Origin of the sequence: Actinoplanes sp. NPDC049316 (assembly GCF_040677315.1) — a bacterium.
GTDB lineage: Bacteria > Actinomycetota > Actinomycetes > Mycobacteriales > Micromonosporaceae > Actinoplanes.
In genome coordinates this window covers 69187-81542 of record NZ_JBFAQM010000016.1, presented here as the reverse complement: position 1 = coordinate 81542, position 12356 = coordinate 69187, and the positions used below count along the sequence as shown (strand labels likewise).

Below are 12356 nucleotides of genomic sequence, written 5' to 3'. Positions count from 1 at the left end.
GGTTTCCCGTAGCGTGGGCGCCATGAAGCACAGCCGGCTCGGCGCCACCGGCCTCACGGTCAGCCGGATCGCGCTCGGCTGCATGAGCTACGGCGATCCCGGCACGGGCCTGCACCGGTGGACGCTCGACGAGGACGCCGCCGCCGCGTTCTTCCGGCAGGCGGCCGAGCTCGGCGTCACGTTCTGGGACACCGCGAACGTCTATCAGGGCGGCACGTCGGAGGAGTTCGCCGGCCGCGCGATCCGGCGGTTCTCCCGCCGGGAGGACATCGTGCTGGCCACCAAGGTCAGCGGCAGAATGCACGACGGCCCCGGCGGTAGCGGCCTGTCCCGCAAAGCCGTCCTGGAGCAGGTGGACGCCTCCCTGCGGCGGCTGGGCACCGACTACATCGACGTCTACTACATTCACCGCTTCGACCCCGAGACGCCGGTCGAGGAGACCATGGCGACGCTCGACACGCTGGTACGCGCCGGCAAGGTGCGCTACCTCGGCGCATCCTCCATGTGGGCCTGGCAGTTCGCGAAGCTCCAGCACGCCGCGATGAGCAACGGCTGGACGCCGTTCGCCGCGATGCAGGACCAGTACAACGTGCTGAAACGGGAGGAGGAGCGCGACATGATCCCGATGTGCCTCGACCAGGGCGTCGGCCTCACCCCGTACTCCCCGCTGGCCAAGGGCCGCGCGACCCGGCCGTGGGGCGAGCAGACCGCGCGCTCGTCATCGGACCAGGTGGCCCGCGCCTTCGACCGCGAGGGCGACAAGCCGGTCGTGGACGCCGTCCAGCAGGTGGCCGAGGCGCGCGGCGTGCCGATGGCGCAGGTCGCGCTCGCCTGGGTGCTCTCGAAGCCGGTGGTGTCCTGTCCGATCGTGGGCGCCACCAAGCCGCATCACCTGCAGGACGCCGTCGCGGCGCTGGACGTCGAGCTCACCGACGACGAGATCGCCACCCTGGAAGCGCCGTACGCGGCCCAGGACAACTACTGGTGGTGACAGCTAACCGGCCTCCCGCCGGCGCACGACCTCGGTGATCCAGGTCGGCGCGTACGGCGACGTGCAGTTCGGCGGAGTCGGATAGTCCTTGAGCACGCCCAGCCGCTCGCCGATCGCCAGGGCCCGGGCGCGGTGGCCGGCGTGCTCGATCCCGATCTGGGCGAGGCAGTGGTTCATCGCCCACTGCAGCCGGTCCGGGGCGTCGCTCATCTCCGCCTCGATGACGCCGAGCAGCCCGGCGAGGTCGAGCCCGTCCGGCTTCCTCGCCACCCGATCGGTGGTCAGCGCCCAGCCGGCGCTCGCCACCACCGGATCCGGGTCGGCGGTCCACGCCACCCGCAGCGCCTCCGCGTGCGGACTCTTCTTCACCACGTAGCCGACGAGCCAGTCGTGCACCTTGGGCGCCCGCGCCTCCCGGAGCATGGCGTCCAGCTCGTCCCGCTCGAACGCCTTGGGACGGCAGATCAGCAGCGCCAGCAGCCGCGCCGCGCTGTCCCCGGTCTGCCACAGCTCCCGTGCGAGGTCGTGCTGGGTCTTCAGCCGCTTCGCGAGCTCGCGGAGCCTGCCGAGGTTGACCCCGTGATCGTCGCCGTGCCGCTCGTTGACCGCGCGGGCCCGGGGATCCTCGAGGGCCGCGAGCTCGGCCATCACCCCGGCCACCGTCGTCCCCGCCACCTGCGACCCCCGCCCTCGCGCCACGTGTCCGCCCAGCCTACGAGCCGAAGCCGAACCCATACGATGCCTGTGTGGATGAGGTGCTGGACAGGGTCCGCGAGTTCGCCCCCGGCCTTCGCGCCGCCGCGGCCGGGATCGACCGGGACGGGGCGGTGCCGCAGGAGATCATCGATCGGCTGCTCGAGGCCGGCGTGTTCCGCTTGGCCGCGCCCGCCGCGCACGGCGGGCTGGAGGCGGAGCCGTCCCGCCTCGTGGCGGTCTTCGAGGAGTTGGGGCGCGCCGAGGCGTCCACCGGCTGGTGCGCCATGATCGGCGCGGCGACCGGCATCGCTCTGGCCTATCTGCCGGGTGAGGTCGCAGCGTCCATGCTGGCGGACCCCCGGTTCCTGATCGCCGGCGTCGCCGCGCCGATGGGCCGGGCCACCGCGGTGGACGGCGGATACCGGCTCACCGGGCGCTGGGCCTTCGCGAGCGCGTGCCGCCACGCGACCTGGCTGGTCGCCGGAGCGCTCACCCCTGACGGCGTACGGATGTGCGTGCTCGACGCCGGCTCGGTCACCATTCACGACACCTGGCAGGCGTTCGGGCTCCGCGGCACGGGCAGCCACGACTTCTCGGTCGAGGACGTCTTCGTTCCCCGGGACCACACCTTCTCCCTCGCCGGACCACCCAGCGACCGGGGCGCTCTCTACCGGTTGCCGCCCGCCTCGCTGCTGTCGCTGGGGATCCCGGCGGTCGCCCTGGGCATGGCCCGGGCGGCGATCGAGGATTTCGGCGAGCTGGCGCGGACCAAGCGCGACGGCGCCACCGGGGAGTTCGTCGCGTCGAGGGCGACGGTACGGACGGCGACCGCGCAGGCGCAGGCGCTGTACCGCTCCGGTCGGGCCTACCTGCTCGACGAGATCACGACGGGCGGCGCCGACGTCGAACGCCGGGCCGCCCAGCGGCTGGCGATCGCCACGGCAACCCGATTCGCGGCGCAGGCGGTCGACGTGGTGTACGAGGCGGCCGGCGGAAGTGCCGTCTACCAGTCCAGCCCCCTGCAACGACACTTCCGCGACGTTCACGCGGCCGCCCAGCACGCCATGGTGTCCAGCTCCGTGGTCGAGACAGCGGGCGCAGTGCTGCTCGGGCAGGACGTCGACGTCCGGCGGCTCTAGCGTCTCGCCGCCACCGGTGTCCTAGGAGTCGAAGCCGAGCCCCACCCGGTCCAGCGTGCGCAGCCACAGATTCCGCCGGCCGTCGTGCCGGTCCGCCTGGGCGATCGACCAGCGGGTCAGCTGGATCACCCCGGTGCGCACCGGTTCCGGCGGGAACGGCACCGGCTTGCTGCGGACGAGCCGCAGGGACGTCAGCTCGGTCCGGCACCCGTCCAGCAGGTCCAGCATCACGTTGGCGCCGAAGCGGGTCGCTCCCACGCCGAGCCCCGTGTACCCCGCCGCGTACGCCAGCCGCCCGCTGTGTGCCGTACCGAAGAAGCCGCTGAACCGGCTGCACGCGTCGATGACGCCGCCCCATTTGTGGGTGAAGCGCAGGTCGCCCAGCTGGGGGAAGGTGTCCCGGAAGTGGCGGGCCAGCACCCGGAAGGTCTCCTCGCGCTGGTCGTGGTCGGTGGTGATGCGCCCGCCGCGGTAGTAGACGGCGTCGTAGCCGCCCCACAGGATGCGGTTGTCGGCGCTGAGCCGGTAGTAGTGGAACTGGTTGCCCGAGTCGCCGACGCCTTGGCGGTTCGCCCAGCCGATCGCGGCCAGCTGCGCGGCGGTCAGCGGTTCGGTCATCAGCGCGTAGTCGTAGACCGGGATGACGTAGTGGCGCAGGCGGCGCAGCAGGTTGCCGTACGCGCCGGTGGCCAGCGCGACGCGGCGGGCGTCGACCCGGCCCCGCAGGGTGTGCAGGCGCAGGCCGGCGCCGGCCACGTCGATGCGGTCCACGCGGGTGTTCTCGTACAGGCGCACGCCCGACTCGAGGCAGGCCCGGCGCAGACCCCAGACGAGCCGTGCCGGGTCGACCATCGCGCAGCCGTCGCGGTCCCAGACCCCGCCGAGGTACGTGGGGGAGTCGAGCTCCGCCCGTACGGCGTCCCGGTCGAGCAGCCGCACGTCCAGGCCCCGGGCCTCGGCCGCCTCGTGGTACGCCCGCAGCTCCCGAAGCTGCCAGTCCGCGGTGGCGACGTGCAGCTCACCCGTACGCGAGAAGCCGCAGTCGATGCCGTGACGCCGGACCGTCTCCTCGATCTCGTCGAGGTTGCGCCGCCCGAGCCGTTCGAGCGTGTCCATCTCCTCGGGGAAGCGGCTGAGCCCGTTGTCGAAGCCGTGGGTGAGGCTCGCCGCGCAGAAGCCGCCGTTGCGCCCGGAGGCCGCCCATCCGGCCGTGCCCGCCTCCACCACGACCACGTCCCGGCCCGGGTCGCGTTCCTTGGCCAGCAGCGCCGTCCACAGCCCGCTGTACCCGGCGCCGATGACGGCCAGGTCGGCGGTCTCGGCGGCGGCGAGGGGCTCGGCTGCCGCGGGCGCGTCCGGCTGTCGCAGCCAGTACGGCTCCGGCGCGGCGTCCGCGAGCGCGTCCACGGCTCAGCCCTGCCGGCCCGCCGGTCGGCGACGAGCGCCGGCGGCCGGTCGGCGACGAGCGCGCGGCCCGGCGAGGCGCGGCCGGGACCGGATGCTCGCAGCCACCGCGATCAGCACGCCGGCCAGGAAGATCAGCGTGCCCATCACGTTGACCTGCGGCGGCAGACCGACCCGGGTGGAGCCCCAGATCCACAGCGGGAACGTGGTCGTGGTGCCGGCGGTGAAGTTGGTGACCACGAAGTCGTCGATGCTCAGCGCGAACGCCAGCATCATGCCGGAGCCGACCGCGGGCAGGATCATCGGGAAGGTGATCCGCCAGAACGTCGTCCAGGGGTTGGCGCCGAGGTCGGCCGCGGCCTCCTCGATCGAGCGGTCCAGGGTGAGCACCCGGGCGCGGACCAGGACGGCGACGAACGAGATCGAGAACATGACGTGCGCGATCGTGATCGTCACGGCGCCCAGGCCGACGCCCAGCGACACGAACAACGTCAGCAGCGAGGCGCCCATCACCAGCTCGGGGGAGGAGATGGCGGCGAACATGACGAGGTTGAGCGCGCCCGAGCCGCGGAAACGGTAGCGGCCCAGCGCGTAGCCGATGCCGGTGCCGAGGGCGCCCGCGACCAGCATCGTCGCCAGCGCCACGAGCAGCGAGGTCACCAGCGCGCGGGTCAGCTCGTCCAGCTCGAAGACCCGGCCGTACCACTTGAGGGTGAAGCCCTCCCAGGTCTGGTTGTAGCGGCCCGGGGTGTCGTTGAAGCCGAACAGAATCATGATCAGCACGGGGAGGGTCAGCCAGGCCACCACCACCCACGTGTACGCGTGCAGCACCCGTCCTCCGGTCAGGCGGTTGCGCCGGGTCACCGTGGCCGACGCCGGCAGTTCCTCGCGCGTCTCCGGCTCCAGCACCTGGGTCATCGCGCCGCCACCTTCATCACGTCCTCGGTGCCGAGCGCCCGCGCGTACGCGAACACGCCGATCAGCAGCACGGCCATCAGCGTGAACGACAGCGCGGACGCGGTCGGGTAGTTCGAGCTGGTCAGGTACTGCGACTGGATGACCTGGCCGATCATCGTGGTGGACGAGCTGCCCAGCACCGCCGAGTTGACGTAGTCGGAGCTGGCCGGCACGAACGTCATCAACACGCCGGCGAAGACCCCGGGCAGCGCCAGCGGGAAGATCACCTTGCGGAACGCGGTGGCGGGGTCGGCGTACAGGTCCCGGGCCGCCTCCACGACGCGCGGGTCGATGCGTTCCAGGGCCACGTAGATCGGCAGGACCATGAACGGCAGGAAGTTGTAGACCAGGCCGCCGATCACGGCCGCCGGCGTGCCGAGCACGTGGAACGCCTGGGGCAGCACGCCGAGGTCCTTGAGCGGGCCGAGCAGCATGCCCTCGTCGGTGAGGATCTGCCGCCATGAGATCGTGCGCAGCACGAACGACACGAAGAACGGCAGGAGTAACAGGAACAGGTACGTCGCCTTGCGGCGCCCCGCGTAGAAGGCGATCCAGTACGCGACCGGGAACGCCAGCACGATCAGGATCAGCGTGGTGGCCGCCCCGTACACCAGCGAGCGCACCAGCTGGGTGCGGTAGTTGACGATCGCGTCCGCGTACGTCTGCCAGTGGCCGGTGAAGACGTACCCGTTGACGACGTCGCCCTCCTGCAGCGACAGCGACAGCATCGTCACCATCGGCACGACGAAGAACAGCAGCAGCCAGAGCCCGCCGGGCAGGACCAGCAGGTACGGCGCGAGCCGGCGGCGCAGCATGTCAGCCCAGCACGATCGGTTCGAAGACGCCCTGGTACTCCTGCTGCTCCGCCGGCGTGGCGAAGTCGCGGTAGTAGTGCAGCTTGGCGTAGTCGGCCGCGCTGGGGAACACCAGCGGGCTGGTCGCCACCGCCTCGATCGACGCCTTGTCGTCGCCGGTGGCCGCCGCCGCGTCCTTCTTGATCTGCTCCTGCGCGGCCGGCACCGGGCACACGTAGTTGATGTACTCGGCGAGCGACGCGGCGATGTCGACCTGGTAGAAGAAGTCCATCAGCTTGATGGCGTCGAGCGGGTTCTTCGCCGTGATCGGGATGGCGAAGTTGTCGGTCCAGATCGTGCCGCCCTCCTCGGGGATCACGAACTTGAAGTCCGTGCCGTCGGAGACGTTCTTCTGGAAGATGTCGCCGGACCACGCCTGGGTGATCCACACCTCGCCCTTACCGAGCGCGTCGACGTAGCTCTGGTCGTAGTAGTTGCGCAGGATGCCCTGCTGCTTCTGCTCCTTGAGCTTGGCCGCGGCCTTCTTCCAGTCGTCCGGCGTGGACTTCGCCGGGTCGATGCCCAGCGCGAGCATGCCGAAGTTGCCCAGCTCCTGGGTGTCGGAGAACATGCCGACCTTGCCCTTGAACGCCGGATCCCACAGGTCGGCGAGCTTGGTGATCGGCCGCGTGATCTTCTTCGGGTCGTACGCGATGCCGGTCATCCCGGAGGTCCACGGGATCGTGTACGCGTTGCCCGGGTCGAACGCCTCCTTCGCGTACGCGGGGTCGGCGTTCTCGGCGTAGTTCGGCAGCTTCGCATGGTCCAGCGGGGCCAGGAAGCCCGACTCGACGAACTGCTTGAACTGGATGCCGTTGGTGATGACCATCAGGTCGTAGCCGATGTCCTGACCGGCTGCGAGCTGCGGCTGCACCTTGGCGAACCAGGGGCCCATCTCCTGGATGACTTCCTCGTACTTCACCTGTACGCCGGTGGCCGCCGTGAACTTCTTCAGCTCGGGGTGCGCGGGGTCCATGTAGAGCGGCCAGTTGGCGAAGTTCACCCTGCCGTTGCTGGTCTTGCCGGTCCAGTACTTCGCGACCGCGTCGGCGGCCGGGGCGCTGGCGGCGGGCGAGCCCTTGCCCTTGACGCCGCAGGCGCTCAGGGCCATGCCCAGCGCCGCGAGGCCGGACATCCGCAACGCGTCGCGGCGGTCCAGCCGCCGCCGCGTCAGGCCGCGGACGAAGGACGGATCGGGTACGGGGCGCTGGCTCATGAGACTCCGATCGGGTACGAGTGCTGCGGGTTCCAGGTGAGGAACACGCGGTCGCCGGGGCCGGCCAGGTCCTCGGCCGAGTACGCGTTCTGGTCGAAGACGACGAGATCCGGACCGGCGGTCGTGCGCACGGTGTAGTTCGTGGAGGTGCCGTGATAGACGACGTCGGTCACCACGCCCGAGAGCACGCTGCCGGCCGTGCCCGCGGGCTCCTCCCGGCTCAGGTCGATCTTCTCCGGGCGTACGGACACCTCGAGCGCGTCGCCCGGCTCGACCGAGTCCGGCACCGGGACCAGCACCCGGTCCCGCTCGCCGTAGCGCAGCACGGCCACGCGCGCGTCGATGCCGTCCACCGGGCCGTCGAGCAGGTTGGACGTACCGATGAACCCGGCGACGAAGCGGGTGGCGGGCCGCTCGTAGATCTCCCGCGGCGAGCCGAGCTGGTCGATGCGCCCGGCCTCCATCACCGCGATGCGGTCCGACATGGTCAGCGCCTCGCCCTGGTCGTGCGTGACGTAGACGAACGTGATGCCGACCTCGCGCTGGATGCGCTTCAGCTCGATCTGCATCTGCTGGCGCAGCTTGAGGTCGAGCGCGCCGAGCGGCTCGTCGAGCAGCAGCGCCCGGGGCCGGTTGACCAGCGCGCGGGCCAGCGCCACCCGCTGCTGCTGGCCGCCGGACATCTCCCGCGGGGAGCGCTTCTCCATGCCGCCCAGCGAGACGATCTCCATGATCTCGCCGACGCGGCGGCGGATCTCGTCGCGGGCGACCTTCTTGCGCTCCAGGCCGAAAGCCACGTTCTGATACGTGTTCAGGTGCGGGAACAGCGCGTACGACTGGAACACCATGTTGACGTCGCGCTTGTTGGGCGACACCCCGGTCACGTCCCGGCCGTCGAGGTACACGGTGCCGCCGGTGGGCTCCTCGAACCCGGCGATCATCCGCATCGTGGTCGTCTTGCCGCAGCCGGAGGGTCCCAGCAGGGAGAAGAACTCGCCCTGGCCCACGCTCAGGTCGGTGGGGCGTACGGCTTGCACGCGTTCGCCGTGCGCCAGGAACTCCTTGTGCACGCCGGCGAGCTCGATCGCGACATCGTTCATGGGGTACCTCTTCAGCCGAGACGACTCATCACGTGCTTGATCCTCGTGTATTCCTCGAAGCCGTAGATCGACAGGTCCTTGCCGTGGCCGGAGTGGCCGAACCCGCCATGGGGCATCTCGGACACGAAGGGCAGATGGGTGTTGATCCAGACGGCGCCGAAGTCCAGCCGGCGCGAGAGCCGCAGGGCCCGGGCGTGGTCGCGGGTCCACACGCTGGCGCTGAGCCCGTACCGGACGTCGTTCGCGAAACGCACCGCGGCGTCCTCGTCGTCGAAGGGCTGCACGGTGACGACCGGCCCGAAGATCTCGTCCTGGATCATCTCGTCGTGCTGGCGCAGGCCGGCCACGACGGTGGGCTCGACGAAGTACCCGCGCTCGCCGATGCGCCGGCCGCCGGTGACGATCTCGGCATGGCCGGGCGTGCGGTCGAGGAACCCGCGGACCCGGGCGAGCTGGGCCTCGTTGTTGACCGGACCGAAGTCCGCGCCCGGGTCGTCCGGGCCGCCGACCGTGGTGGCCTTGGCGGCCGCCGCCAGCGCGGCGGTGAAGTCGGCGGCGATGCGGCCGTGCACCAGCACCCGGGTCGCCGCGGTGCAGTCCTGCCCGGCGTTGAAGTAGCCGGCCGCGGCGATCGCCCGCGCGGTCTGCTCGACGTCCACGTCGTCGAAGACCACGACGGGTGCCTTGCCACCCAGTTCGAGATGCACCTTCTTGAGGCCGGCCGCGGCGGAGGCGGCCACCTCCATGCCGGCCCGGGTGGAGCCGGTGATCGACACGAGCTGCGGCGCGGGATGGGCGACCAGGGCCCGGCCGGTGTCCCGGTCGCCGCACACCACGTTGAGCACGCCCGGCGGCAGGAACTCGGCGGCGATCCCGGCCAGCATCAGCGTGGTGACGGGGGTGGTCTCCGACGGCTTGAGGACGACCGAGTTGCCCGCGGCGACGGCCGGGGCGAATTTCCACACCGCCATGACCATGGGGTAGTTCCACGGCGTCACCTGCGCGCAGACGCCGATCGGCTCGCGGCGTACCCAGGAGGTGTGGCCGCGCAGGTACTCGCCCGCGGACCGGCCTTCCAGCATCCGGGCGGCGCCGGCGAAGAACCGCAGCTCGTCCAGGAGCGGCGCCATCTCCTCCGTCCGCGTCGGCCCGACCGGTTTGCCGGTGTCGCGGCACTCGGCGGCGACGATCTCCTCGGCTCGGGCCTCGACGGCGTCCGCGAGGCGCAGCAGGGCCCGCTGCCGTTCGGCCGGGGTGGTGTCCCGCCACACCTCGAAGCCCGCAGCCGCCGCCTCCATCGCCGCCGCCACGTCCGCCGCGGAGGAGACGGGCGCGTGCGCGTACGCCTCGCCGGTGCAGGGATCCAGCACGGGCGAGGTCCGGCCGTCGGCCGGGTCGACGAGGGACCCGCCGACGACGTTCTGCAGCACGGGCAGCGCGGCACTCACGGAACGGACCTCCCCGGTCGGCGTTGACGGACCTTGACACATGCAAAGCCGTCAAGACAAGGGAATCCGAAGCATTTTCCATGCCCGAAACGAAATCAGGGGTATGAGTGCGTCCAGGCGACGTAATCCGAGGTGGACGGCGGCCGGGAAGAGGCTTACCGCGCCGCTGCCCGGCGGGTCGCCAACGGCGCGCGGCGCCGCCGGATCTCTCCGGCGGTGCCGCGCGCCGGGGGAGCGGCTCAGACGGCGGCGGGCAGGGCGCCGAGCGCGCGGCCTGCCTCGCGGGCGGCGGCGAGCGCGCCGGCGTGCATCCGGGCCGCCTCGTCGGCGAAGGCGTCCAGCGCCGGGTTGACCCCGACCAGGGTGAACTCCCGCTCGACGACGGTCAGGTCCGCGCCCCACGAGTCCGCCAGGATCCGGCGCAGGTACGGCGTGGAGTGGTCCCACCCGGCCCGCGGCGTGCCGGCCCCGTACGCCCCGCCGCGCACCGTGGCGAGCACCACCGGCTTGCCGGCCAGGAACGGCGTCCCGAACGCCCGGGGGTCGGTGCTGACCAGATCCACGTACGCCTTGAAGTGCTGGGACACGCCGTAGTTGTAGAGCGGCACGGCGAACAGGATCGCGTCGGCGGCGAGCAGTTCGTCCACGAGGGTCGCGGCGAGGGCGACGGCCTCGCGCTGCTCTTCGGTGCGCTCGGCCTCCGGGGTCGTGCCGGCGCTCACGGCGGCGGCCCAGGCGGTTGCGGGCAGCACGTCGACGCCGATGTGGCGCTGCACGACCGCGTCGCCGGGGTGGCCGGCGCGCCACTCCTGTTCGACGATGTCCGCGATCTCGCGGCTCGCCGAGCCGTGCGTACGGATGCTGGCGTCCAGCCGGAACAGGGTCACGGCAACTCCTCGAGGTTCGGGGTTCAAGCTTGAAGCCAACGTAGCACTTCGACTTCAAGCTTGAAGCTGGATGCGACGCTCGTCACTTCACCTGTGAAGTCAGGCCGTACGCTGGACGGCATGCCGGAGGAACCGCGGTGGCTGCAGAGCTGGGAGCGTGACGCCTGGCTGGCGCTGGCCGGCCTGATGTTCAAGCTGCCCAGCGCCCTCGACGCCCAGTTGCTGCGCGACAGCAACCTCACGCTCTTCGACTATTTCGTGCTCAGCCAGCTGTCCATGACCCCGCAACGCACCCTGCGGCTCAGCGAGCTGGCGCACCACGTCAGCAGCTCGCTGTCGCGGCTGTCGAACGTGGTCAAGCGGCTCGAGCAGCGCGGCCTGATCCGGCGTGAGCCCGATCCGCAGAGCCCGCGCTACACCAACGCCGTCCTGACCGACGCCGGCTGGGACGTCGTGGTCGCGGCGGCGCCCGGGCACGTCGACGCGGTGCGCCGCTACGTCATCGACGGGCTCACCAAGGAGCAGGTCGGCGTGCTGCGCGAGGTCGCCTGCCACGTGGCCGAACGGGTCGACAAGAACTGCGCCGGCGAGGAGCCACGCGCGTAACGGATCAGGGCAGCAGCTTGTCCAGCACCGGCGGCCGCGTGAAGATCCCGTCCTCGTTGCCCAGCGTCGCGAGCCGCTCCAGCGACGGCCGGTTGATGTCGTGCGGCCAGTCCGGAAGGATCATCGAGGTCCGGACCACGTCCGAGATCGGCGTGTACGTGCCGATGATGTCGCGAACCTCGTCCGGGTGCGCGCTCGCGTACGTCATGGACTCGGTGATCGCAGCGGTGAAGCGGCCGACCAGGTCGGCGTCCTGCGTGGCCGTCGTGGCGCCGGTGAAGTAGAGGGCGACCGTCAGGTCCGCGGCCGTGTCCACGAAGTTCGAGGCGATCACCTGCGAGCCCTGGGTCAGCGCCTCGGACAGCTGCGGCTCGACGACCCAGGCGGCGTCGATCTGCCCCGACTGCAGCGCGGTGGGCATGTCGGGGAACGGCAGGGCGGTGAAGGCCAGCTTGGCCGGGTCCCCGCCGGCCCGGCGTACCGACTGCCGTACGGTCGTGTCGCCCAGGCTCTTGAGCGCGTTGACCCCGATCTTCTTGCCGGCGAGGTCCTTGGGTGAGTGGATCGGGCTGCCGTCGGGCACGACCACGGCCGAGTAGTCGCGCCCCGGCTGCCCGGTGGAGGTGACGCCGTTCGCCACCGCCTTGATCGGCACGCCGTCGGCCTCCGCGGCCATCAGCGAGGTCACGTTGCTGAACCCGAACTGGTACTTGCCGCCGGCCACGCCCTTGACGATCGCCGCGCCGCCCTGCTCCTGCACCAGCGTGAGGTCGATGCCCCGGCTGCTGAAGAACCCCTTCTTCTTGCCGAGGTACGCCGGTGCCACGTCGACGATGGGGATCACGCCCAGGCTGATCTTGGCGCCGCCGGTGGCGGGCTCCGCCTCGCCGTCGTCGGAGGTGCAGGCGGTCGCCGCGAACACGGTCGCCGCCACGGCGAGCGCGGCGAGAATCCGGCGCATGAGGAACTCCTGTAGGTCACGACACGAACACGCTCGCCGCACGCTACTCGTGAGTCGGGTCGTACGGAACCGGCCGGAACGGACGAAGATCGCCGAC

General features: G+C 71.3%; 12 protein-coding genes. 3 read left to right on the top strand and 9 right to left on the bottom strand.

What is annotated here, in order from left to right:
• Positions 1-22: 22 nt before the first annotated feature.
• Positions 23-991, top strand: a complete 969-nt coding sequence (locus AB0K03_RS23655) for an aldo/keto reductase (protein ID WP_364688258.1) — start codon at positions 23-25, stop codon at positions 989-991.
• Positions 992-994: 3 nt separating this feature from the next.
• Here AB0K03_RS23655 and AB0K03_RS23650 read toward each other — a convergent pair whose 3' ends face one another.
• Entirely contained in the window at positions 995-1639 is a 645-nt protein-coding gene (locus tag AB0K03_RS23650; protein WP_364688433.1) for a DNA alkylation repair protein, read from the bottom strand.
• Between the two features lie 98 nt (positions 1640-1737).
• Between AB0K03_RS23650 and AB0K03_RS23645 the strand changes: the two genes are divergently transcribed.
• Entirely contained in the window at positions 1738-2826 is a 1089-nt protein-coding gene (locus AB0K03_RS23645) for an acyl-CoA dehydrogenase family protein (RefSeq protein ID WP_364688256.1), read from the top strand.
• 21 nt (positions 2827-2847) lie between these two features.
• Here AB0K03_RS23645 and AB0K03_RS23640 read toward each other — a convergent pair whose 3' ends face one another.
• The 7 genes from AB0K03_RS23640 to AB0K03_RS23610 all read right to left on the bottom strand — a co-directional run bounded on the left by AB0K03_RS23640 (position 2848) and on the right by AB0K03_RS23610 (position 10692).
• Positions 2848-4233, bottom strand: a complete 1386-nt coding sequence (locus AB0K03_RS23640) for an FAD-dependent oxidoreductase (RefSeq protein WP_364688254.1) — start codon at positions 4231-4233, stop codon at positions 2848-2850.
• A gap of 3 nt (positions 4234-4236) precedes the next feature.
• Positions 4237-5148, bottom strand: a complete 912-nt coding sequence (locus AB0K03_RS23635; RefSeq protein ID WP_364688252.1) for an ABC transporter permease — start codon at positions 5146-5148, stop codon at positions 4237-4239.
• Positions 5145-6002, bottom strand: coding sequence for an ABC transporter permease (locus AB0K03_RS23630; protein WP_364688250.1), 858 nt, complete (start codon positions 6000-6002; stop codon positions 5145-5147). The genes AB0K03_RS23635 and AB0K03_RS23630 overlap by 4 nt, the downstream gene beginning before the upstream one ends.
• Position 6003: 1 nt before the next feature.
• Positions 6004-7257, bottom strand: coding sequence for a spermidine/putrescine ABC transporter substrate-binding protein (locus tag AB0K03_RS23625; protein ID WP_364688248.1), 1254 nt, complete (start codon positions 7255-7257; stop codon positions 6004-6006).
• Positions 7254-8357 carry an ABC transporter ATP-binding protein gene (locus AB0K03_RS23620; protein WP_364688246.1) on the bottom strand — a complete coding sequence of 368 codons (1104 nt, stop codon included), beginning with the start codon at positions 8355-8357 and terminating at the stop codon, positions 7254-7256. Before AB0K03_RS23620 ends, AB0K03_RS23625 begins: the two co-directional genes overlap by 4 nt.
• An 11-nt stretch (positions 8358-8368) precedes the next feature.
• Complete coding sequence (locus tag AB0K03_RS23615) at positions 8369-9847, bottom strand: aminobutyraldehyde dehydrogenase (protein WP_364688244.1); 1479 nt, start codon at positions 9845-9847, stop codon at positions 8369-8371.
• A 197-nt stretch (positions 9848-10044) separates the two neighbouring features.
• Entirely contained in the window at positions 10045-10692 is a 648-nt protein-coding gene (locus tag AB0K03_RS23610; RefSeq protein WP_364688242.1) for an NAD(P)H-dependent oxidoreductase, read from the bottom strand.
• Positions 10693-10812: 120 nt separating this feature from the next.
• On the opposite strand from AB0K03_RS23610, the gene AB0K03_RS23605 reads away from it, so the two are divergent.
• On the top strand, positions 10813-11298 hold the full coding sequence (locus AB0K03_RS23605; RefSeq protein ID WP_364688240.1) for a MarR family transcriptional regulator: 486 nt from the start codon (positions 10813-10815) through the stop codon (positions 11296-11298).
• A 4-nt stretch (positions 11299-11302) separates the two neighbouring features.
• Here AB0K03_RS23605 and AB0K03_RS23600 read toward each other — a convergent pair whose 3' ends face one another.
• Entirely contained in the window at positions 11303-12259 is a 957-nt protein-coding gene (locus tag AB0K03_RS23600) for an ABC transporter substrate-binding protein (RefSeq protein ID WP_364688238.1), read from the bottom strand.
• Positions 12260-12356: the final 97 nt, after the last annotated feature.

Excerpts from the sequence above, each read along its gene's own strand:
- AB0K03_RS23655 (WP_364688258.1), top strand. The coding sequence starts at position 23 with ATGAAGCACAGCCGGCTCGGCGCCACCGGCCTCACGGTCAGCCGGATC.
- AB0K03_RS23650 (WP_364688433.1), bottom strand. The coding sequence starts at position 1,639 with ATGGCCGAGCTCGCGGCCCTCGAGGATCCCCGGGCCCGCGCGGTCAAC.
- AB0K03_RS23635 (WP_364688252.1), bottom strand. The coding sequence starts at position 5,148 with ATGACCCAGGTGCTGGAGCCGGAGACGCGCGAGGAACTGCCGGCGTCG.
- AB0K03_RS23630 (WP_364688250.1), bottom strand. The coding sequence starts at position 6,002 with ATGCTGCGCCGCCGGCTCGCGCCGTACCTGCTGGTCCTGCCCGGCGGG.
- AB0K03_RS23625 (WP_364688248.1), bottom strand. The coding sequence starts at position 7,257 with ATGAGCCAGCGCCCCGTACCCGATCCGTCCTTCGTCCGCGGCCTGACG.
- AB0K03_RS23620 (WP_364688246.1), bottom strand. The coding sequence starts at position 8,357 with ATGAACGATGTCGCGATCGAGCTCGCCGGCGTGCACAAGGAGTTCCTG.
- AB0K03_RS23615 (WP_364688244.1), bottom strand. The coding sequence starts at position 9,847 with ATGTGTCAAGGTCCGTCAACGCCGACCGGGGAGGTCCGTTCCGTGAGT.
- AB0K03_RS23605 (WP_364688240.1), top strand. The coding sequence starts at position 10,813 with ATGCCGGAGGAACCGCGGTGGCTGCAGAGCTGGGAGCGTGACGCCTGG.
- AB0K03_RS23600 (WP_364688238.1), bottom strand. The coding sequence starts at position 12,259 with ATGCGCCGGATTCTCGCCGCGCTCGCCGTGGCGGCGACCGTGTTCGCG.